General features: G+C 63.5%; 21 protein-coding genes. 10 read left to right on the forward strand and 11 right to left on the reverse strand.

Going from position 1 to position 20,151, the window contains the following annotated elements; genetic code table 11:
- Complete coding sequence (locus tag NKJ77_RS01050) at nt 1–783, forward strand: DeoR/GlpR family DNA-binding transcription regulator (RefSeq protein WP_023832987.1); 783 nt, start codon at nt 1–3, stop codon at nt 781–783.
- A gap of 10 nt (nt 784–793) precedes the next feature.
- On the opposite strand, the gene NKJ77_RS01055 is transcribed toward NKJ77_RS01050, so the two are convergent.
- The 6 genes from NKJ77_RS01055 to NKJ77_RS01080 all read right to left on the reverse strand — a co-directional run bounded on the left by NKJ77_RS01055 (nt 794) and on the right by NKJ77_RS01080 (nt 6,762).
- Nucleotides 794–1,303, reverse strand: a complete 510-nt coding sequence (locus tag NKJ77_RS01055) for an L-2-amino-thiazoline-4-carboxylic acid hydrolase (protein WP_023832986.1) — start codon at nt 1,301–1,303, stop codon at nt 794–796.
- Entirely contained in the window at nt 1,300–2,085 is a 786-nt protein-coding gene (locus NKJ77_RS01060; protein ID WP_023832985.1) for an ATP-binding cassette domain-containing protein, read from the reverse strand. The genes NKJ77_RS01055 and NKJ77_RS01060 overlap by 4 nt, the downstream gene beginning before the upstream one ends.
- A complete protein-coding gene (locus NKJ77_RS01065; protein WP_031196036.1) occupies nt 2,082–3,077 on the reverse strand; it encodes an ABC transporter ATP-binding protein in 996 nt (331 codons plus the stop codon). Before NKJ77_RS01065 ends, NKJ77_RS01060 begins: the two co-directional genes overlap by 4 nt.
- Entirely contained in the window at nt 3,074–3,904 is an 831-nt protein-coding gene (locus tag NKJ77_RS01070) for an ABC transporter permease (RefSeq protein ID WP_023832982.1), read from the reverse strand. Before NKJ77_RS01070 ends, NKJ77_RS01065 begins: the two co-directional genes overlap by 4 nt.
- Nucleotides 3,901–4,887 carry an ABC transporter permease gene (locus NKJ77_RS01075; RefSeq protein WP_023726422.1) on the reverse strand — a complete coding sequence of 329 codons (987 nt, stop codon included), beginning with the start codon at nt 4,885–4,887 and terminating at the stop codon, nt 3,901–3,903. The genes NKJ77_RS01070 and NKJ77_RS01075 overlap by 4 nt, the downstream gene beginning before the upstream one ends.
- A gap of 270 nt (nt 4,888–5,157) precedes the next feature.
- A complete protein-coding gene (locus NKJ77_RS01080) occupies nt 5,158–6,762 on the reverse strand; it encodes an ABC transporter substrate-binding protein (protein WP_081732412.1) in 1,605 nt (534 codons plus the stop codon).
- A gap of 363 nt (nt 6,763–7,125) precedes the next feature.
- Between NKJ77_RS01080 and NKJ77_RS01085 the strand changes: the two genes are divergently transcribed.
- Nucleotides 7,126–8,316 carry a M24 family metallopeptidase gene (locus NKJ77_RS01085; RefSeq protein ID WP_023831608.1) on the forward strand — a complete coding sequence of 397 codons (1,191 nt, stop codon included), beginning with the start codon at nt 7,126–7,128 and terminating at the stop codon, nt 8,314–8,316.
- Nucleotides 8,317–8,486: 170 nt separating this feature from the next.
- Here NKJ77_RS01085 and NKJ77_RS01090 read toward each other — a convergent pair whose 3' ends face one another.
- Genes NKJ77_RS01090 through NKJ77_RS01100 form a run of 3 tightly spaced genes read right to left on the reverse strand, consistent with a single transcriptional unit; the run spans nt 8,487 to nt 10,969 of the window.
- Nucleotides 8,487–8,903 carry a cupin domain-containing protein gene (locus tag NKJ77_RS01090; protein ID WP_023753232.1) on the reverse strand — a complete coding sequence of 139 codons (417 nt, stop codon included), beginning with the start codon at nt 8,901–8,903 and terminating at the stop codon, nt 8,487–8,489.
- A 4-nt stretch (nt 8,904–8,907) separates the two neighbouring features.
- Nucleotides 8,908–9,762 carry a phosphoenolpyruvate hydrolase family protein gene (locus NKJ77_RS01095; RefSeq protein WP_023698984.1) on the reverse strand — a complete coding sequence of 285 codons (855 nt, stop codon included), beginning with the start codon at nt 9,760–9,762 and terminating at the stop codon, nt 8,908–8,910.
- A 13-nt stretch (nt 9,763–9,775) separates the two neighbouring features.
- Nucleotides 9,776–10,969, reverse strand: a complete 1,194-nt coding sequence (locus NKJ77_RS01100; RefSeq protein ID WP_023831609.1) for a Tm-1-like ATP-binding domain-containing protein — start codon at nt 10,967–10,969, stop codon at nt 9,776–9,778.
- Nucleotides 10,970–11,080: 111 nt separating this feature from the next.
- On the opposite strand from NKJ77_RS01100, the gene NKJ77_RS01105 reads away from it, so the two are divergent.
- The 8 genes from NKJ77_RS01105 to NKJ77_RS01140 all read left to right on the forward strand — a co-directional run bounded on the left by NKJ77_RS01105 (nt 11,081) and on the right by NKJ77_RS01140 (nt 19,142).
- On the forward strand, nt 11,081–11,764 hold the full coding sequence (locus tag NKJ77_RS01105; RefSeq protein WP_023828301.1) for a TetR/AcrR family transcriptional regulator: 684 nt from the start codon (nt 11,081–11,083) through the stop codon (nt 11,762–11,764).
- Nucleotides 11,765–12,066: 302 nt separating this feature from the next.
- Complete coding sequence (locus NKJ77_RS01110; RefSeq protein ID WP_031195479.1) at nt 12,067–13,179, forward strand: ABC transporter ATP-binding protein; 1,113 nt, start codon at nt 12,067–12,069, stop codon at nt 13,177–13,179.
- A gap of 46 nt (nt 13,180–13,225) precedes the next feature.
- On the forward strand, nt 13,226–14,659 hold the full coding sequence (locus NKJ77_RS01115; RefSeq protein ID WP_023728574.1) for an ABC transporter substrate-binding protein: 1,434 nt from the start codon (nt 13,226–13,228) through the stop codon (nt 14,657–14,659).
- A gap of 80 nt (nt 14,660–14,739) precedes the next feature.
- Nucleotides 14,740–15,801 carry a carbohydrate ABC transporter permease gene (locus tag NKJ77_RS01120; RefSeq protein WP_023835039.1) on the forward strand — a complete coding sequence of 354 codons (1,062 nt, stop codon included), beginning with the start codon at nt 14,740–14,742 and terminating at the stop codon, nt 15,799–15,801.
- 3 nt (nt 15,802–15,804) lie between these two features.
- Nucleotides 15,805–16,743 carry a carbohydrate ABC transporter permease gene (locus NKJ77_RS01125; protein ID WP_023728572.1) on the forward strand — a complete coding sequence of 313 codons (939 nt, stop codon included), beginning with the start codon at nt 15,805–15,807 and terminating at the stop codon, nt 16,741–16,743.
- A gap of 1 nt (nt 16,744) precedes the next feature.
- Nucleotides 16,745–17,833: an ABC transporter ATP-binding protein gene (locus tag NKJ77_RS01130; protein ID WP_023733630.1), complete on the forward strand. Its 1,089-nt coding sequence runs from the start codon at nt 16,745–16,747 to the stop codon at nt 17,831–17,833.
- Complete coding sequence (locus tag NKJ77_RS01135; RefSeq protein WP_023728570.1) at nt 17,830–18,270, forward strand: hypothetical protein; 441 nt, start codon at nt 17,830–17,832, stop codon at nt 18,268–18,270. The genes NKJ77_RS01130 and NKJ77_RS01135 overlap by 4 nt, the downstream gene beginning before the upstream one ends.
- Nucleotides 18,271–18,323: 53 nt before the next feature.
- Entirely contained in the window at nt 18,324–19,142 is an 819-nt protein-coding gene (locus NKJ77_RS01140; RefSeq protein ID WP_502902059.1) for an ABC transporter ATP-binding protein, read from the forward strand.
- 27 nt (nt 19,143–19,169) lie between these two features.
- On the opposite strand, the gene NKJ77_RS01145 is transcribed toward NKJ77_RS01140, so the two are convergent.
- On the reverse strand, nt 19,170–19,580 hold the full coding sequence (locus NKJ77_RS01145) for a DUF4437 domain-containing protein (protein WP_027048960.1): 411 nt from the start codon (nt 19,578–19,580) through the stop codon (nt 19,170–19,172).
- 217 nt (nt 19,581–19,797) lie between these two features.
- Nucleotides 19,798–20,145 carry a GFA family protein gene (locus tag NKJ77_RS01150; RefSeq protein ID WP_352533966.1) on the reverse strand — a complete coding sequence of 116 codons (348 nt, stop codon included), beginning with the start codon at nt 20,143–20,145 and terminating at the stop codon, nt 19,798–19,800.
- Nucleotides 20,146–20,151 lie beyond the last annotated feature (6 nt).

Below are 20,151 nucleotides of genomic sequence, written 5' to 3' on the forward strand. Positions count from 1 at the left end.
ATGGACCAAGGCCGACTGACGAAGAAGGAGCGGCACGCGCTTATCCTTTCGGAAGTGCGCCGGTCGGCGTCAATACGCATCTCCAAGCTCGCACGGCGCATCGGCGTCGCTGGCGAGACCATCCGCCGCGATCTCATCGAACTCGGCGATGCCGGGCTGATCAACCGCACCTATGGCGGTGCGACGATCTCGCTGGTGACATCAGAACCGGTGATTTCGGAGCGTGGCCTGACCCTGATCGAGGAGCGCGCCCGCATCGGCCGCGGCGCGGCAAGCTTTGTCGAGAAGGGCCAGATCGTGATGATCGATGGCGGTTCGACCACCTATGAGGTGGCGCGCAACCTTTCGCAGCTGAAGCGCGACCTGACTATCATCACCAATTCCACCGGCGTGGCCTCGGTGGCGGGCGCCAATCCGACCTTTCGGGTGCTGCTCTGCCCCGGGACCTATGATAGCCGGGAAGGCAGCGTGTTGGGCGAAGACACCGTCGAGTTCCTGCGCCGCTACAATGCCGACGTCGCCATTATCGGCGCATCGGGGATAAGCGCCGATGGTCCGAGCGACATGATCTCGGGCGCCGCGGCCGTTAAACGCGCAATGATATCGCGTTCACTGTCGACGGTGCTGGTGGTGACCCACGACAAGTTTGGCCGCAGCAGTCTGGAACGCATCTGCGGGCTCGATGACATTGCCGATATCGTCACCGACAGCGAACCGAAGGCCGACCTGCGCACTGCTGCCGAACAGGCGGGCACGGAGCTGCATGTGTTTGCCGCCGACTGATCAGCATTGGCTATCCGGCGGCATCCCGGTTGGTCAGCGCGATGTGGCAGCAGCCGGGGCCGTGGCCCGGCGTCCAGGTGACATTGTCGAAGCGCACGCCCGTTGCCTCGAACAGACCACGGTCGAAAGCGCCGGCGATGCGGCAGAGCGTGGCGAGTTTTTCATCACCGACACCGGCCTCGACCCAGGCGTCCTTCAGCGGACAACGCTTCACCTTGAAGGCGATGTGGTCCGGCCCGCGCTCGACATCGGTCGGATACATCAGGCCGCCATCCGGGCTGACGGCCAAAAATGCCTCGCCGATGGCCGGCGCGTCGTTAGGTCCGAAGCGGGCGAAGGCGGCCGCCGCCACCTCCTTGCCGCGCTGCTCGATGGTGCGGATCATGATCGCCTCGGCCTTTTCCGCGCCGAGTTCGCCGGTCAGCTCGTCGAGAAACAGACGGTAGAGATCGGCGCGGTTACGGAAGGCGGAATCGAGTTCGCGCGAGAGTTTTTCGGCTCTGGCTTCTCGTTCGGTCATGGTACTTGCCTGCTGCTTCTGTCCAATCTTGGCGCCGCCGCAACCAGCGCCTTGCCGATTGCCGATTGCGGCGCGTCGACTACGTTGCGGGCGTCGCCGCTCTCGGCGATCCGCCCGGCGTCGAGAAGAACGACGCGGTGGGCCATGGCCCGTACGACGCCGAGATCATGCGAAATGAAGAGATAGGCGATCCGTTCCCTGGCTTGCAGGTCGAGCAGCAGCTCAAGGATTTGTCCGCGCACCGAAACGTCGAGCGCGGACACCGCTTCGTCGAGCACGATCAGCGACGGTTTGGTCGCGATGGCTCGGGCGATGGCGACGCGCTGGCGCTGGCCGCCGGAGATTTCGTGAATGGCGCGCGGGGCGAGATCGGCTGCCAGCCCGACGCGATCCAGCAAGGCAGCAATGCGGGCCGGCCTCTCGGCGCGGGAAGCGATGGCATGGATGCGCAAGGGATCGTCAAGCACGCGAGCCACCGTGGCGCGCGGGTTGAACGCGGCGAGCGGATCCTGGAACACCATTTGCAGGCGCGCGCGCTTGGTGCGCAGGGCCGCACCCTTCAAGAGCAGAAAGTCATCGCCTTCGAACTGGACGGTGCCGGCGTCGGGCTCGATCAACCTAAGCACCAGCCGCGCGATCGTCGACTTGCCGCTGCCGGAGGGCCCGGCCAGCGCCAGCGTCTCGCCGGGTTCGATGGCGAAGGAGACACCGTCGACGGCCGCGATGGCCTTGCCGCCGCGGTGGTAATGCCTGGTGAGGCCGGAGACAGCGAGCACGCTCATGCCGGCGCCCGTCGTAGCAGCGGATCGGCGTCGAGGCCGAGATGGGCGTCGAGCAGCGTTCGCGTATAGGCATGGCGCGGGGCGTTTATGATTTGCTCCGTCGGGCCGAGTTCGATCAGTTCGGCGTTCCGGAATACAGCGATACGCTCTGCGAGTTCGGCGGCCAGCGCGATGTCGTGGCTGATGAACAGCAGCGTCATGCCGTCCTCCGCCACCAGTTGCCGAATGAGGCTGACGATTTCGGCTTGCACAATGGTGTCCAGCGCGCTGGTCGCCTCATCGGCGATCAGCAGTTTCGGACCGGCTGCAATGGCCGCGGCAACAGCAACGCGCTGCTTCTGGCCGCCGGAGAGCTGGTGCGGGAAAGCACGCATGGCGGTTTGTGGGTCGGGCAGCCGGACACGTTGGAGCAGGGTTTTGGCTTTGGCGTAAGCTTGTGGCCAGTCGAGGCCGAGGTGGGTGCGGGCGATTTCGGCGATCTGTTTGCCGACGGTCATGACGGGGTCGAGGCTGGCGGAGGGGTCCTGGAAGACGAAACCAATGTCGCGGCCGGGAAGGGGGCTTGCGACGGATAGTTTGCGCTCTACGGCGCCCCCCTCTGTCCTGCCGGACATCTCCCCCTCAAGGGGGGAGATTGGCAGCTTTGCGTCCAGCGCTCTTCCTGCAATGCCAGTGATCGGCGAAAGCGCAGATGAGACCTTAATCTCCCCCCTTGAGGGGGAGATGTCCGGCAGGACAGAGGGGGGTGCCTTGACGCCTGCCTCTCCTGTAGATCTCAGGAACCAATCGATCCTTCCCTTAACCTTGGCTGACCCCGGCAGCAGTCCAGCCACCGCCAGCGCCAGCGTGCTCTTGCCCGAACCGCTTCCGCCAATGATCGCCAGCCGCTCGCCGGCAATAACATCCAGGCTGACCCCCTTCAGCGCCGTCACCTCGCTGCCATCTCGCCGATAGCGCACCGACAGATCGCGTATCTCAGCCAGTGCGGTCATGACAGGCTCCTCCGCACCGCCGTCGTTTCGACCACGCCTTCGCCGGCGAGATAGACGCCGAGCACGGTCAGCACCAGGGCAATGCCCGGAGCGATCGACAGAAAGGGCGCGGTTCGCAGCACAGTGCGGCCCTCGGCAATCATGCCGCCCCAAGTGACGCGATTGGGGTCGCCGAGACCAAGGAAGGACAGCGCCGCCTCGGTGAGGATCGCCGCCGCCACGATCACCGAGGACAAGGCCAGCACCGGCGGCAACGCGTTGGGAAGCACTTCGCGAAAAGCGATCTCAAGCGGATGCATGCCGATGACGCGAGCGCCGGCGACGCAATCGCGCTCGCGGATCGACAGCACTTCGGCGCGGGCTACACGCGCCGGTCCGGTCCAGGCGCCAAGCGCTATTGCCGTGACGACGACGCCGAGCGACGGCCCGACGACACTGACGAAGGCCAGCGCCAGGAGAAAACTCGGCACGGTCTGGAAGGCATCGGTGATGCGCATCAGCCCCTCGTCCACAAGGCCGCCGGCAAAGCCCGCCAGCGTGCCGACGACCGCGCCGATGAAGAGTGCCGCCGCTGCCGCCGCCAGGCCGACCGCCAGCGAGGTGCGGGCGCCGTGGAACAGTTCGGCCAGCACGTCACGGCCGAGCCGGTCGGTGCCGAGCGGCAGCGACCAGTCCTGCAACGGCGGCAGCAGTGCTGGTCCGGCAATGGCCTGCGGGTCGCCGGGGAAGAGCAGCGACGCAAACAGCGCCATGGCGAACAGAAGCGCCAGGATGATCGCGCCGGCGACCGCTTCCGGCCGGCGCAGGAACCGCGGCAGCGCGCTCACGCGCTGGCCTCGCTGGCGCCGACGCGCGGGTCGAGGAAGGCGTAGGCGATGTCGACTGCAAGGTTGACGGCAATGACGAGGACGGCGCTGGTGAGGATGATGCCGAGCAGCAGCGGCGTGTCGCGCGAGGCGACCGCTTCCTGCGCCAGCCGGCCGAGGCCGGGCACGGCAAAGACGCTTTCGATGACGACGCTGCCGCCCAGCATCTGCGCCGATTGCAGGCCGAGCATGGTGACCAGCGGCAAGAGCGCATTGCGGGCGACATGGGCGAGCACGATGCGGCGGCGCGACAACCCCCTGGCGCGGGCGGCGAGCACAAAATCCTGCCGCCACGCCTCGGCCATGCCGGCGCGCATCATGCGCAGATAGAGCGCGAGATAGATGAAGCCGAGCGCGGAAACCGGCAGGACGAGGTGGACGGCGATGTCGGTGGCGCGGTCAAAACCGGTCTTGTCCGAGGCCAGGCTCTCGATGCCGCCGATCGGCAGCCAGCGCAGGTCGACGGCAAAGACGACGATCAGCACCAGGCCGAGCCAGAAGCCGGGCACGGCATAAAGCGCCAGCGAGCCGATCGACAGGAAGCGGTCGCGAAAGCTGCCGGGTCTGGCGCCGGCGTAGATGCCGAGCGCCGAGCCGAGCCCGAAGGAGAGCGCGGTGGCGGTGACCATCAGGAGCAGTGTCGTCGGCAGGCGTTCCAGGATGACATCGCGAATTGGCCGCGAGAAGGTAACGGACTGGCCAAGGTCGAAATGCAGCAGCGCCCAGAGGTAGTTGGCGAGCCGGGTCAACTCGGACTGGTCGAGGCCCCAGCGATGGCGCAGCAATTCGATCATGCCGGCATCGCCACCGGTCGAGACGATGTAGGCGTCGACCGCGTCACCGGGGGCGGCTTCCAGGAGGAGGAATGTGCCGATGATGACGATCAGCAGCACGAAGATGCTGCCGACGAGGCGACGGCGAATGAGGGTGAGGGCACGGGTCATGGGAAAGGCATAGCGCTGCGCCAGTCGAGAGAGGTGCGGTGTCTAGGCACCCCCCTCTGTCCTGCCGGACATCTCCCCCGCAAGGGGGGAGATTGGATGTCGCCTCTGCCTTCGCCAATCTTCGATGCCGAATGTACGCGACAGCGAAGCTGCTGATCTCCCCCCTTGCGGGGGAGATGTCCGGCAGGACAGAGGGGGGTGTGACGAAACGCGGCCCTACGCCATGCCTTCACACCAATTTCTTTGCGAACTTTCATCCGCGCAAATGTGTCACGATTCCAGATACGTGTCCGCCCAGTTCGAAACCGCCCAGCGCGGGTTGTTGGCGATGTTCCCCACCGTCTCGCGCGCGACGCTGATGAAGCTCCATTCGGCGACGTTGATCAGCGGCAGGTCCGCCGCGACCTGTTTCTGGAATTCCTTGTAGAGGTCGGTGCGCGCTGACGTATCCAGCGTCTCCGAAGCCTTGGCGATCAGCGCGTCGAGCGCGGCGTTCTTGTAGCCGCCCTGGTTGGAGAACGGCACGCCGTCGGGAATGCCGCTCTGCACCAGGATGGTGGTCGAGATCGCCGGGTCGCCGCGGAACACCGGCGGGCCGACGGCGAGGTCGAAGGCGTGGTCGGTGTAGACGGCCTTGATGTGCGCGGCCGAGTCGTTGTTGACGATCACGGCGTCGATGCCGATTGCCGCCAGCGCCTGGCGCAGATAGTCGCCGAACTGCTTGGTCTCGTTGAAATAGGGTGCCGGCAGGAGTTTCAGCGCAAAACGCTTGCCGTCATCGGCGCGCTTGTACCCCGCGTCGTCGAGCAAGGCGTTGGCCTTGGCGACGTCGAATGGATAGATCGGCACGTCGGCAGTGTAGAATTGCGGATCGTTCTTCGGCACCGGGCCGGTGGCGGCAGCGGCATAGCCGAGGAACACCGTCTTGACGACGAAGTCCTTGTCGATGGCATGCGCGATCGCCTGGCGGACCTTCACGTCGGCCAGTTCCTTGCGGCGATGGTTGATCTCGACGACGAGCTGATAGGTCAGCCCCTCATAGCCCTTGGAGATCACCTTCAGGCCCGGCACCTTGGAGATGCGGTCGAGGTCGGCCAGGGGCACGGCGGAGAAGGCGGCGAGCTGGATCTCTTCGGCCTCGAGCGCCGCTGCAGCCGACGTGCGGTCGGGTAGCACCTGGTAGATGATCTCGTCGAGATACGGCTCGTCCTTGGCCCAGTAATCGGCATTCCTGGTCAGCTTGTAATACTGGCCGGCCTTGTATTCGCCGAACTTGAACGGCCCGGTGCCGATGGGTGCATTGTTGGCCGGGTTGTCCTCGATCTTGCCGACCTCGTAGATGTGCTTCGGCACCACGCTTGACAGCGCCGGCAGCGCGTTGCGGATCAGCTGGAACGGCGTTGGCTTGGCGAATTTGAAGACGGCGGTCAGATCGTCAGGGGTGTCGACGCTGGCCAGATCCTTGAACACGGTGCGGCCGAGATTTTGCAGCGGCTTCCAGATCTGCAGCGCGGAGAAGGCGACGTCGGCCGAGGTGAACGGCTTGCCGTCATGCCATTTGACGCCCTCGCGTAGTTTGAACGTCACCGACAGGCCGTCGGCCGCGCCCTCCCAGCTGAGTGCCAGCCGCGGCTGGAGCCCGTCCTTGCCGTCGAAGGAGGCCTCGGCCAGCGTTTCGACGATCTTGCTGGAGATGAAGAAGACGCCGTTGGAGGCGACGATGGCCGGATTGAGGTTGCGCGGCTCGGAATCGGCGGCAAGCACGAGGCGGCCGCCCTTCTTCGGCGTCTGCGCCCAGCTGAATGTGGGCATGGCGGTGGAGGCCAGCAGTAAAACTGAGCCGCCAAGCAGCGTGCGTCTGGAAATATCCGACATGATCAACCTCCGTCCTCTCCGCGACCAGATGGGCGCACCCCTCGAAGCTGGCGGCACCCGCCAGCATCCTCGCGGCGATTATGGCCCTTGCCAAGGGTTTCGCCAGAGACGGAATTGGCGCATCTTTGCTTGGCTTTGAAATTTTCGTCCTCTGGACCAGTTTTAGAGGTGGCCCTTTCATTCTGGAATTCTGGTAGGACCAGATTGCCTTAGTGTGCAGCAATGACGAGTGGTGACAGCCTGCCGAAGCAATCTAACCTGTTTCTGGCTGGACCAGAGTTAACGAAATGGTGCAGATTTGATCGAAGCCAAGGGATTGGGCGCAGTACGGCCGGCGATCCCACTGATATCAGGGAGAGAAAGATGAACATTGCCCCGGGCAAGAGCGCCGTCAGCAATATCCCGTTCGACCAGGCGAGGGTCGACCGGCTGATGGAAGAGGCCGGCATCGATGTTCTGCTCGCGACGTCCAAGCACAACACGCAGTATCTGCTCGGCGGCTACAAGTTCATCTTCTTTGCCGCCATGGATGCGATCGGCCATAGCCGTTACCTGCCTGTCGTCGTCTATGAAAAGGGTGGGCCCGATCATGCCGCCTATATCGGCAACCGCATGGAAGGCGCCGAGCACCAGAACAACCCGTTCTGGACGCCGACGCTGCATCCCGCCTGCTGGGGCACGCTCGATGCTGCCAATCTTGCGGTCGAGCACATCAGCAAGATCGGCAAGGCCGGCGCCCGCCTCGGCATCGAGCCGGCCTTCCTGCCGTCCGATGCTTATGCACTGATCCGCAAGGCGCTGCCGGACGCGAAGCTGATCGACGCGACCGATATGCTGGAGCGCATGCGCGCCATCAAGACGGACGCCGAGCTGGAAAAGCTGCGCATCGCCTCCGAGCTGATCACCGATTCCATGTTGGCGACCATCCAGTGGGCGCACGAAGGCAAGACCAAGGCCGAGATCATCGAGCATCTGCGGCGCGAGGAGACCAATCGCGGCGCGCATTTCGAATATTGCCTGCTGACGTTGGGCGCCAGCCACAACCGCGCGGCGTCACCGCAGGCTTGGAAAAAGGGCGACGTGCTGTCGATCGATTCCGGCGGCAATTATCACGGCTATATTGGCGACCTCTGCCGCATGGGCATTCTGGGCGAACCGGATGCCGAACTGGAAGATCTGTTGGCCGAGGTCGAGACGGTGCAGCAGGCGGCGTTCTCGAAGGTGAGGGCAGGCACCGTCGGCGGCGATATGATTTCGCATGCCGAGGGCGTGCTGAAGGCCTCCGAGGTCGCGCCCTACACGGATTTCTTCGCCCACGGCATGGGGCTGATCACGCATGAGGCTCCGTTCCTGATGACCAACCATCCGGTGACCTATGAAGGCACCTATGCCGCCAAGCCGCTGGAGACAAACATGGTGCTGTCGGTGGAGACGACCATGCTTCACCCCACGCGGGGGTTCATCAAGTTGGAGGACACGTTGGCGGTGACGGATACGGGATATGTGATGTTTGGGGATCGGGCGCGGGGGTGGAATAGAGGTGGGATAGCCTAGCTCGGCGCTACCCCCTCACCCGGATTGCCATCCGAATTGCGAAGGGCAATTCGGGGCTATCCGACCTCTCCCCGAGGGGAGAGGAGTTTGCGCCGGCGCTGGCTTCTGCCTCTTCTCCCCTCGGGGAGAAGGTGGCCGCGAAGCGGCCGGATGAAGGGGGCCTTTCGCGATTACTTCCCCGCCGGGATCAGCCTGAAATCCGGCAGCTCCCGCAGCACCAGTTCGGGTCCGGCCGGCGAATAGACCACGAAGAGCTGCATCGGCCCATCGCCCGTGTTCAGTGTCGAATGGAAACGGCTTTCCGGCACATAGATGGTGCAGCCGGGGCCGACCTTGGCGACGACCGGATTGCCGTTCTCGTCCTCGACCATTTGTTCGCCATTGCCTGAGATGACGAAGATGATTTCTTCCGCGCCGGGGTGGTTGTGGCGGGTGTGGCCCTTGCCTGAGGGCAGGTCGACGACGCCGCCGGAAAAGCGCTCAGCGCCATTCACTTCAGGCGCGACCGTCAGCGACAGCTTGCCCCAGTCAAAGCCGAAGGCGCTCACGTCCTTCGGGTATACGAACACCTTGCTCTTGTCGGTCATGATCTCATCCCTTCTTTTTCTTCTGGTCGTGCAGCGTGACGGCCTTGAAATCCGCCGTCTGCCTGGCGATCGCGGCTTCAGCCGGCAGCCGTTCCATCGAACTCGCGCCATAAAAGCCATGCAGGCCCTTGCAGCGGTCGAGGATGTATCTCGCGTCGTCCGGCATGGAGATCGGTCCGCCATGGCAAAGCAGGATGACATCCTTGCGCACCGATCGCGCCGCGTTGGCGATGGCGTCGATCTCGACCACGCAGTCGTCGAGCGACTTGGCCGACGTGGCTCCGATCGAGCCGCCGGTCGTCACCCCCATATGGGCAACGACGATGTCGGCGCCGGCTTTTGTCATGGCGCGCGCCTCGTCGGGGTTGAAGACATAGGGCGTGGTCAGAAGATCGAGCTTGTGCGCCTCGGCGATCATGTCGACCTCCAGCCCGAAGTCCATGCCGGTTTCCTCAAAACTCTGGCGCATGCTGCCATCGAACAGACCGATGGTCGGGAAATTCTGCACGCCGGAAAAGCCCATCGTCTTCAGCTCGGCAAGCAGCAGCGGCATGATGACGAAGGGATCGGTGCCGTTGACGCCGGCCAGCACCGGCGTCTTTTTGACCACCGGCAGCACCTCATAGGCCATTTCCTTGACGATCTCGTTGGCGTTGCCATAGGCGAGCAGGCCGGCAGCCGAGCCGCGCCCGGCCATGCGGTAGCGGCCGGAATTGTAGATGATGATGAGGTCGATGCCGCCGGCTTCCTCGGCCTTGGCCGACAGGCCGGTGCCGGCGCCGCCCCCGACGATGGGCACGCCGTCGGCGATCATCGCCTTGAACTTCTTCAATATGTCTTTGCGCGGTATTGCGGGCATTTGTTGGCTCTCACTATCTGGCGATGTCGAGGAAGGCCGCGGTTGCGGCTTTGGCAAATTCCGGATCGTTGATGTGCAACGGCAGGCGTGTGACGCGGCGCGCGGCGTTCGGCTTGATGGTGCGCTCGACGGCATCGAACAGCACGGCGTCGGCTTCGGGGTCGAAGAAGGCGCCGCCCTCGATGTCGAGTGCCGAGACGCCTTTTTCGGGGATCAGGAAATGCACAGGGCCCTCGCAGCGAGCGAGCCTGGTGCCGATCCACTCGCCTATACCGCGGCATTCGTCCACCGTGGTGCGCATCAGTGTGACGTTGGGATTGTGTTCGTAGAACAGCCGGCCCCTAAACTTCTCGGGAATGGTCGGCGGCGCCCAGAAATTGACCATGTCCAGCGCGCCGACCGAGCCTACATAGGGCAGCTTGGTGCGGGCGATGGCGCCGAAGCGGTCCTCCGTCGCAGGCAGCACGCCGCCGAACAGCAGGTCGCAGACTTCCGTCGTGGTGATGTCGATGACGCCGGCGAGCAGGCCCGAGTCCGCGAGCTTCTCCATCGAGCGGCCGCCGGTGCCGGTGGCGTGGAAAACCATGCAGTCATAGTTGGCGCGCAACTGATCCGCGATGGCGGTCACGCAAGGCGTGGTGACGCCGAACATGGTGAGCCCGAGTGCCGGCTTGCCGGTGGCAGTCGGCGCCGGCTTTGTGGCCATGCCGGCGATCGCTTGCGCCGCGTTGTGCAGCACCGTGCGGGAGAGCCGGTTCAGTCCCGCCATATCGGTTACCGATGGCATCATGATGATGTCGGAGACGTCGACATAGGGCGCGGTGTCGCCGGAGGCGAGCGTCGAGACCATGATCTTGGGCAGCCCAAGCGGCAGGGCGCGCATGCCAGCAGTGATGATCGACGTGCCGCCGCCGCCCCCAATGCCGATCACGCCTGATATGTCGTCGCGCGACTGAATGAAACCGGTGAAGGCGGCGCCCATGCCGGCCACTGCCGTGCCGCGATCATCGATGCCGAGCACGCCACTGGCTCCACCCGGATGATGCGCCGCGACCTCGCTGGCCGGGATATCGACCGGCACCGTGGCACCGCGCGTTCCGATGTCGACGCGGGCAACCGAACTGCCGGTGGCGGCAATAGCATCGGCCAGGAAGGCAAGTTCCTCGCCCTTGGTGTCGGCTGTGCCCACCACGTAGATGCGCTCCATCGCGTTTCTCCCGTCACCGGCCGACCGGCGCCGGACCGCCTGTCGCCCTTTGCCGGCCTTTCGGTGGGCAAAGGTCATTGCAATTTTTTGAGACGCGCGTATCGTATTGACATGGATGTCTCACGTCAACAAGCCGCTGGGAGCGACGACGCCAACGAGGCTGCCGAACGCGGCCCACGGGCCCGCACAAAACGGCTGATGCTGAAGACGGCGACGCGGCTGATGCAGGCGGGCGTCACCCCGTCGGTCAGCGAAGTCGCGGAGGCGGCGCAAGTGTCGCGCGCCACCGCCTATCGCTATTTCCCCAGCCAGGCAGCCCTGGTGCAGGCGGTGGTTGACGAGGGGCTTGGGCCGATCCTGACCTGGCAATCGACGTCCACCGATGCCGGGCGGCGCGTTGCCGAATTGTTCGATACCGCCATGCCGCGCATCGAAGCTTTCGAGGCAACTTTCAAGGCAGCGCTGAAACTGTCGCTCGACCAATGGGCGCAGCGGCAGGCGGGCACGCTGGGCGGCGAGCCGCAATTCACGCGCGGACATCGCGTCCAGCTGCTGAAGGATGCCATCGCACCGCTCAAGGGCCGGCTGCCGCCGCGCGAGTTCAAGCGCCTGGCCCAGGCGCTGTCGATGATGTTCGGCGTCGAAGTGCTGATCGTGCTGAAGGATATATGGGGGCTCGATAGCCGCGGCATGCGGTCGGTCGCGCAATGGGCGGCGGGCGCCCTTGTGCGCGCCGCGGTGGCGGAATCAACGGCTGAAATCGATGCGGCCCCGACAGCGGCATTGGCGAAATAGCGCCAATCTGGTTCGACCAGATTTGGATGCCCACTATTGATGTTAACCGGGATGGCAGTGCCGAAACAAGGCTCTCCTATATCAACGAGTAGGAAAATTCAGGGAAAACAGTCGGATACATGAAGAATCCGGTTATGCAAGGTCCGGTGGTGGTCCAAGAAAGAGCTTGACGGCTATCTAAAATTGGTAATACCAGATTAGGAAAGAAAAGGCGGATCGAGAATGACAGCCGCAGTCCATTTCGGCAGGGCGAGGAGAATCATACGGATGGCGCGTGTTCCGTCCGCACGAGGTGGCGCATCGTGACGCAGACGTCGCCTCGCGCCAGTGCCGGCAAGGGGATTGCGCTGCGCCTCGATGGGCTCAGCAAGGCCTATGGATCCGTGCGCGCCATCACCGACCTGAGCTTCGCCGTCGACGAAGGCCGCTTCTTCGTACTCTTCGGGCCGAGCTCCGTTGGCAAGACGACGACGCTGCGCACTATCGCCGGCCTCGTCCAGGCCGACTCCGGCACGCTTGAGATCGGCGGCCGCGACATGACCCATGCGCCGATCGCCGGCCGAGGCATCTCGATGGTCTTCCAGTCTTTCGCGCTTTACCCCCACCTCACGGTCTATGACAATCTCGCCTATCCGCTGCGCGAGGAGAAAGCCGCGCGCGCCGAGATTGACAAGCGGGTGAAAGAGACCGCCGAGATCCTGAAGCTGACACACCGCCTGAAGGCCAAGCCGGCAACCCTGTCCGGCGGAGAGCAGCAGCGCGTCGCGCTCGGCCGCTCCCTGATCCGCCGGCCAAAGATTCTTCTGCTCGATGAGCCGCTCACCAATCTCGACGCCAAGCTTCGGCACGAGACGCGCGCCGAGCTGAAGCGGCTGCACCGCCAGTTCGGCATGACCGTGATCTATGCCACGCCCGACGAGCTCGAGGCTCTCTCGATGGGCGAGACGATCGCCGTCATGCGCGATGGGGGCATCGTCCAGATCGGCACGCCAGATGAGCTTTACGAGCAGCCGATCAATACCTACGTCGCCAGCAAGATCGGCTCGCCGCACATGAATCTGTTCACGGCCTCGGTGCGCGCCGACACCAGATCTTTCGACACGCCGCTCGGGACTCTGGTTCCGGCGACGGCGCCAAAGACTGCCGATGCCAACGAGGCCGCGCTGATCGGCATTCGCCCGAGCGACATTCGGCTCGCCGCCAAGGGCGAAGCCGGGGTTGCCTCGAAGGTGCATCTGGTCGAACCGCTCGGCGACATAACGATCGTCTCGGTCGAGGCCGGCGGCGAGATGTTGCGCATGGTGCTGCCGGAAGCGATCGCCGCCAGCATCAGGACCGGCGATTCGGCATCGATCGCCATCGATAACAGGAAAATCCACGTCTTCCGCGCCGCGAGCGGCCAGGCAATGACCTGACTCGAACGGCGAGAAGCAATCCGGTTAACCAAGGGAGGAAACGCGAATGACGGCGATGACCAAACTGAAAGGGCTAGCGACAGCCGCAAGCTTCGCTGCCACACTACTGGTGGGAGGCGTGACCTATGCCTCTGCCGAAGAAGTGACGTTGACGATGGCGGTGCCGGATTGGCCCCCGACCCGCATTATGAAGAAGTTCTTCGACGAGCAGTACAAGCCGAAGTCTGGCAATACTGTGAAGCTCGATGTGGACTTCATTCCGTGGCCGGATTTCTACACCCGGGTCAACGCCTCGTTGACCTCGGGCGAAAAGAAGTACAACTTCATCGTGTCGGACTCGCAGTGGCTGGGCGCCTTCGTCGAAGGCGGCTACTTCCGCAAGATCAACGATCTCATCGATGCCGACCCGGAACTCAAGGCGACGATGGAGTCGATGCATCCCGCCGTGCTCAACGCCTACTCGACCTATCCCAACAGCACGCCGAACTACTACGGCTTCCCGCAGTTCCCGGACGTGCTGGTCACCTACGGCCGCAAGGACGTGCTCTGCAACAACGACGAGCAGGCCGCCTACAAGGCGAAGTACAATGAGAAGCTGCCCTGCACCGGCGAAGAAATCGACGCCATGGACTGGAACACGTTCGAGCATGTTGGCGAATTCTTCCAGCGCAAGAAGGGCGACAAGCTCGCCGGCCAGGTGCTGGATGACGATTTCTATGGCATCGCCTATCAGGCAGGCAAAGGCTACGACTTCTCGACGAGCTCGGTCCACACGTTCGTCTGGGAGCATGGCGGCGGCATCTGGGATGAAACCAAGGCCCCGACCGGACATGCCGAAGGCGTCGTAAACTCCCCGAAGTCCATTGAGGGCATGGAGCATTTCCTCAAATTGCTGAAGTTCATGCCGCCGGTGGTCAAGACCGGCACCATGGACATCTTCGTCTCGGACCAGTTGTTCCGTGAAGGCAAGGTGGCCATGAACATCGACTGGATCGGTCTCGCCGAAGCCTCGCTCGATCCCAAGACGTCGAAGGTTGCCGACAAGCTGGTGTTCGGATTGGCGCCAGGCCTGCGCGGTGCCGACGGCAAGGTGAATCGTACGTCACAGATCGGCGGACAGCCTTTCGTTCTCACCACCTGGACGACGCCTGAGCAAATCAAGGAAGCGGTTGGCTTCGTGAAGTGGTGGCTCTCGCCTGATATCCAGCACCAGTTCGCCGCCGGCGGCGGCCAGTCCGCGATCAAGTCGGTCTACAGCGATCCGAAGTATGTGACCTATCGTCCGTGGGACCGCGCCTGGGCGAACTCGCTCGACTGGCAGAAGGACATGTGGCACGTGCCGCAGTTCTTCGAACTGCTCACCCAGCAGCAGGACCAGTACGACCTAGCCATCACTGGCAAGCAGGACGCCAAGACCACCTTGGATAACATCGCCAAGTTCCAGGAGGACCTCCTGAAGAACGATGGTCTTATCCAGTAACCTTCCGACATAGCTGCGGGGAGCGGGCAAAAGCCGCTCCCCGTCATTGCCACTTCAGGCGCTCCATATTTCGGACTCCCATGACCGCTGTTTCAAGCACGCTGCTGACACCACGCCTTACCGCGGTTGTTGCCCACAACTGGAAACTCGCCATCGCTGTCGCTGTCGTCGTGTCGGCCATATCAATGGCGGGCTTGCCTGCGGCTGTCTCCTTCTGGGTGGTGGGCGCCGCGGTGGCGTTGGTCGCGGCCGCATTTACCGTCAACGCGTATCGCCGCCACTACTTCGGCGCCTTGCTGGTCGCTCCGGCAATCGCCGTTCTGTTTGTGATGAATATCTTCCCCCTGCTGTGGTCGCTGGGCCTTTCGTTCTTCGCCTACCAGGCAAACCAGCAGACGATCCGCTTCGTCGGACTCGGGAACTACATCCGGATCCTTACCAACGATCTCGCTGCTCACGCGACTTGGGGCGCGCTGATCAATACCGCCATGTTCGTCGTGTTCACCGTCTCCGCGCAGATGATCGTCGGCTTTCTGCTGGCCATCCTGTTCGCCAAGCAATTTCCGCTGCGCAAGTATTTGTTGATCCTGGTGCTGACACCGATGATGCTTTCGGTTGTCGCCTCTGGCGTGTTCTTCACCTACTACTATGACCCGACATTCGGGATTCTCAGCTACGTCATCAATTCCATCTCCGGCAACCAGTTCATCCTGATGAGCAACAAAGTCGGTGCCGTGGCGGGAATCGTTTTCGCCGACGCATGGATGTGGTCGCCCTTCGTCATGCTCCTTGTGCTGGCGGGCCTCGTCTCGGTGCCGAAATACCTTTACGAGGCCGCTGCCATCGACCGTATTTCCAGCTGGCGGCAATTCTGGATGATCACCTTCCCCTACATCCGCGGCCTTCTGATGTTGGCCCTTCTCTTCCGCACCATCGAGGCATTCAAGCTGGCGGATCTCGTCATCCTCCTCACCAAGGGCGGCAACGACACGCTGACGATCTCCTATCACTTGATCCGCATCGCCAACGAGCAGAACAAGACGAGTGAGGGCGCGTCGATCTCCTATCTGATGCTGTTCATGGTGATCGTTCTCACCAACCTCTACCTGTACCTCGCAAACCGCCGTACGCAGGGAGCCTAACCCGTGACCGAATCGATATTGGGAAAGCTCGGCTTCCGCAGGGCCAGCGGAGTAGACGAGGCCGGCTGGGGGCGGACGCTCGCCGTGGCCGTCGTCGCCTTTATCTATTTTCTGCCGGTGCTGTTCATCATATTCACCGCCTTCAAACCGCAGGGCGACGCGCTTCTGGTGCCTCCGACGCTGTCGCCCACGTCGCTGTTCGGCTTGATTCCGGATCATTTTGTGTTCAAGCCCACGCTCGAAAATTTTGGGTCCGTCTTTTCTCGCTCGATGACGTCGGGCGGTGCCCCGGAAGCGACAGGATTCGACCGTTATTTCTTCAACTCGATCTTCATCGCCTCGGCTTCGGTGCTGCTGGCGCTGGTCATCGGCACCCTGGCGGCCTTCGGCTTCTCGCGCTATCCGCTGAAAGGCAATGACACCTACCTGTTCATCATCCTGACCACGCGCATGCTGCCGGCGATTGTGGTGATCATTCCGGTGATCCTGATGTTCCGCGTAGTGGGCCTGTCGGGCTCGTATCTCGGCATCATCATGCTCTACACCGCCTTCAACCTGGCCTTCACCATCTGGATGATGAAGAGCTTCTTCGATGAATTGTCGCCAGACGTCGAGGATGCCGCCCGCCTCGACGGATCGTCCGGAATGCGGGTGTTCTTCAAGATTTGCCTGCCCCAGGTCATTGCCGGGCTCGCCGCCACGTTCGTGTTCGGCCTGATCCTCACCTGGAACGAGTTCCTCTTCGCCCTCTTGCTCTCGGGGCCCGACACGAGGACGGTCCCGGTCGCCATGAACCAGGCCGTGTCGTCGGGTGGACGCGGCACCGACTGGACTTTGCTTGCCGCCATCGAAACCCTGTTCCTCGTCCCAGTCTTCCTGGTCACCTTCTTCTTGCAAAACCATCTGTTGCGCGGTGTTACCTTCGGCACGGTGAAGCGCTGAGATGTCAACCATCGAACTCCGCAAAGTCACCAAGCGCTTCGGCTCCTTCACCGCGGTCAAGGACGTTGACCTGTCGGTGGCCGCCGGTGAGGTCGTCTGCCTTCTCGGCCCGTCCGGCTGTGGCAAGACGACGACCTTACGCGTCATCGCCGGGCTGGAAAGCGTCACTGACGGCGAGGTCGTCGTCGCCGGCAAGGTGATGAACAAACTGCCGCCCGAAAAGCGCGACATCGCCATGGTGTTCCAGTTCTACGCGCTCTACCCGTCGGCATCGATCGCCGAGAACATCGCCTTCCCGCTCTATCATGACGGCATTTCCGGGGCTGAGCGGACTGCCCGCGTCAACCGCGTCGCCGCGATCCTTCACTTGGAGCACGTTCTCGACCGGCTGCCGAACCAGATATCCGAGGGCGAAAAGCAGCGCGCCGCCATGGCCCGCGCCATCGTCCGCGACCCCAATTGCTTCCTCTTCGACGAGCCCTTGTCGCGTCTCGATGTCGAACTGCGCCAAACCATGCGTGGCCAGATCAAGGAAGTGCTGCAGGGCCTCTCCAAAGCGACCGTGATCGTGACCCATGACCAGCTCGAAGCGCTCACCATGGCCAACCGCATCGCCATCATGAAGGACGGCCTGATCGAGCAAGTCGGCTCACCGCACGAGGTATTTGCCAAGCCCGCCAATGCTTTCGTGGCGAGCTTCATCGGCACGCCGCAGATGAATCTTCTCGAGGCCGACCTCAAGGCCTTCGCCGATGGCACGGCGGACATGACCGTGGCCGGCATTAGTCTGGCGATCCGCACGGACGCGGCGGTCGCGCGCCTGCAGCCCGGCAAGGTGACGATCGGTGTCCGCCCCCGTGCTTTCACCGTGACCGATACGGGGGACCGTGGCACCATCTCCGCCAGAGCCGAGCTCATCGAGCCCATGGGCGCCGAAACCCTTATTCATGCCCGCACGGCGGCAGGCGCCGACATCCGCGTCGTGGTGACGAGAAGCCAGTGGGTCAAGGTCGGCGAGGCGCTGAATCTACGCCCCGATCCCAGGCAAACCCATGTCTTCGATGGCGCCGGAAAGGCGGTGCGGTCATGAGCGACAGTTCTTCCGGCATGAGCCGCGCCGGCGCGTTCCGCCTCGAGCTCTTCATCATTGGCCTCGGCGTCTTGGCGCTGGTGCTGATCTTTCAACCCTTTTCCATCGGCCTGTACGCGGTCGGCAGCGGTCTCGTGGTGCTTGCCGGGCTCATCAACAACCTGCTGCCGTTGGCCCAGCCGGGCGTCAAGGTGCGCAGTGTGGTGACCGTAGCGCTGGTCGTGGCGCTGGTCTTCTGCATTGCGCTGCTGGTATCGATCACGGCGGCGCATCTCTACGGCGTCTTCTTCCTCAATCCACCGGACCCCAACACTCTCGCCGGCAAGGCGCAGCTCGCCACGCCGCCTTTCTACAAGCAGGCTTTCGTGTGGGAAATCGCCGCCGCGGCGGTGATTCTCGCGCTGATCGTCACCGCTCTCAACAAGACAGCGCGATGATCAGCAGCTGACGCTATCCGGCAGGTCGCGCTCGCGCCCGTCCGCGACGGTCGGTGTGCGTCGCCCTCTCAACTCTCACGCCGTCATCCTCCGGCTTGACCGGAGGACCCGACGCCGAGATCAAGGATCGTGTCGACCGCGCCGCCAAAACACTCAGGATCGAACATCTGCTCGACCGCAAGACCGACCGCCTTTCAGGCGGCGAAATGCAGCGCGTTTCGATCGGGCGCGCCATCGTGCGCAAGCCGCGCGTGTTCCTGATGGACGAACCGCTGTCGGCGCTCGACGCCAAGCTGCGCGAGGCGCTGCGCACGGAACTGAAGAACCTGCAGATCCAGCTCGGCGCCACCTTTCTGTTCGTCACTCACGACCAGATCGAGGCGATGTCGATGGGCGACAAGGTGGGCGTGCTCAACCATGGCCGCATCATCCAGACCGGCACGCCGCACGAGATCTACAACAATCCGCGCGATACCTATGTGGCCAGCTTCGTCGGCTCGCCGCCGATGAACCTGATCGATGGCAAGCTGGTCAACGGCCGCGCGGTGATGGCGCCGCTGAATTTCGAACTGCCTTTCTCTGGGGGTGCCAAGGCGGGCGGTGCGACCGACGGTCGCCCGCTCGTCTTCGGTATTCGACCTGAGGATGTGTATCTTGAAAGCGGTGCGCCGGTCGAGGCACGCGTCCACGATGTCGAGAACCATGGCGTGGAAAAGATCCTGACTCTGCGGGTCGGCGACACGACGCTGCGCGCCACGGTGCCGGCCAGAACCGATGTCCAGATCGAGCAGCCGGTGCGCTTTGCCTGGAATCAGGACAAGGTGGTGCTGTTCGACAAGGGCAGCGACGTGAGCTTGCGGCACGCCAGCTAGTTGCGGTCGAACGACGGCGCCGCCTGACTATTTCTGGAAGTAGGTCTCGTAAGGCGTATCGTTGATCAGCAGGATCACGCACTCCGTCTCTGAGAGGCAGGCGTCGTCGTGCATCTCGTTGGCCTTCTGGGTCCAGTAGGATCCCGGCGGCAATTCGACCTTCGTCGCTTCGCCGCCGTCCATTTGCCAATGCGCCCACAGTCCCTTGATGACCACCGCGCGATAGTCGGCGGTGTGCGCATGAACCGGCGCGCGCCAGTTGCCGGGAACTTTCAGCAAGGTGCCCGCCGGGCCTTTGGCCCGGTCACCCCACAACGGGCCAAGGCGATGCGGCTGGTCTGGCACTTCGGCGACATAGGGGATCTTGTCGGCCGGGAGATAGCTGTCCTCGAGGGCAAAGGCGCGAGCGGGAAAGACGCAAGAAACGGCGAGCGCCAGAAACGCGCCGTCTTCGGCGGCCTGGTGGTCGACAATGCCGGTGTGGCCAGCGCCTTCGCCTATTGTGGCGCTGCGACCTTGCTGGCGGCGATCGTTGTGTTCGCGCGCGGCCCTAAGCGCGTCGAATAGCCGATAGCCATCCTTGGCTGAAGCAGCGGGCCCGAGAACTATCAAGGTTTTCGGGGCGTTGCTTTTGTGGTGAGAGGCCACCGTAGGGTCAGACCGCGCGGCCGTCGAAGTCGAAGCCCGGCAGGCCGGTGGGATCGAAATCGGCGACGCAGCTGAGGTTGATGTAGGCGCTGCGTTCGCTGCCCTGACTGACATCCTCGGCAAAGGGATGGATGCCGCAGGTGCGGCAGAAGCGATGCGCCATTGCATGATTGCCGAATGTGTAGGTGCCGAGATCGTCGCCCCACGCCAGCACCGTCAGGCTGTCATGCGGGATGGCGGCCAACAGCGCGCCCTTGCGCGAGCAGATCGAACAATTGCACCGCACGGCGCCGGTCAGCTGCGCCTTGAATTCGAACGCAACCTTGCCGCAGTGGCAGCTGCCTTTGTACAGCATCAGTCC

This window comes from Mesorhizobium sp. M0052 (assembly GCF_040323255.1).
GTDB lineage: Bacteria > Pseudomonadota > Alphaproteobacteria > Rhizobiales > Rhizobiaceae > Mesorhizobium.

Excerpts from the sequence above, each read along its gene's own strand:
- NKJ77_RS01060 (WP_023832985.1), bottom strand. The coding sequence starts at position 2,085 with ATGAGCGTGCTCGCTGTCTCCGGCCTCACCAGGCATTACCACCGCGGC.
- NKJ77_RS01075 (WP_023726422.1), bottom strand. The coding sequence starts at position 4,887 with ATGACCCGTGCCCTCACCCTCATTCGCCGTCGCCTCGTCGGCAGCATC.
- NKJ77_RS01055 (WP_023832986.1), bottom strand. The coding sequence starts at position 1,303 with ATGACCGAACGAGAAGCCAGAGCCGAAAAACTCTCGCGCGAACTCGAT.
- NKJ77_RS01130 (WP_023733630.1), top strand. The coding sequence starts at position 16,745 with ATGTCAACCATCGAACTCCGCAAAGTCACCAAGCGCTTCGGCTCCTTC.
- NKJ77_RS01050 (WP_023832987.1), top strand. The coding sequence starts at position 1 with ATGGACCAAGGCCGACTGACGAAGAAGGAGCGGCACGCGCTTATCCTT.
- NKJ77_RS01100 (WP_023831609.1), bottom strand. The coding sequence starts at position 10,969 with ATGGAGCGCATCTACGTGGTGGGCACAGCCGACACCAAGGGCGAGGAA.
- NKJ77_RS01080 (WP_081732412.1), bottom strand. The coding sequence starts at position 6,762 with ATGTCGGATATTTCCAGACGCACGCTGCTTGGCGGCTCAGTTTTACTG.
- NKJ77_RS01065 (WP_031196036.1), bottom strand. The coding sequence starts at position 3,077 with ATGACCGCACTGGCTGAGATACGCGATCTGTCGGTGCGCTATCGGCGA.
- NKJ77_RS01105 (WP_023828301.1), top strand. The coding sequence starts at position 11,081 with ATGGATGTCTCACGTCAACAAGCCGCTGGGAGCGACGACGCCAACGAG.
- NKJ77_RS01135 (WP_023728570.1), top strand. The coding sequence starts at position 17,830 with ATGAGCGACAGTTCTTCCGGCATGAGCCGCGCCGGCGCGTTCCGCCTC.
- NKJ77_RS01150 (WP_352533966.1), bottom strand. The coding sequence starts at position 20,145 with ATGCTGTACAAAGGCAGCTGCCACTGCGGCAAGGTTGCGTTCGAATTC.
- NKJ77_RS01115 (WP_023728574.1), top strand. The coding sequence starts at position 13,226 with ATGACGGCGATGACCAAACTGAAAGGGCTAGCGACAGCCGCAAGCTTC.
- NKJ77_RS01085 (WP_023831608.1), top strand. The coding sequence starts at position 7,126 with ATGAACATTGCCCCGGGCAAGAGCGCCGTCAGCAATATCCCGTTCGAC.
- NKJ77_RS01120 (WP_023835039.1), top strand. The coding sequence starts at position 14,740 with ATGACCGCTGTTTCAAGCACGCTGCTGACACCACGCCTTACCGCGGTT.
- NKJ77_RS01095 (WP_023698984.1), bottom strand. The coding sequence starts at position 9,762 with ATGCCCGCAATACCGCGCAAAGACATATTGAAGAAGTTCAAGGCGATG.
- NKJ77_RS01090 (WP_023753232.1), bottom strand. The coding sequence starts at position 8,903 with ATGACCGACAAGAGCAAGGTGTTCGTATACCCGAAGGACGTGAGCGCC.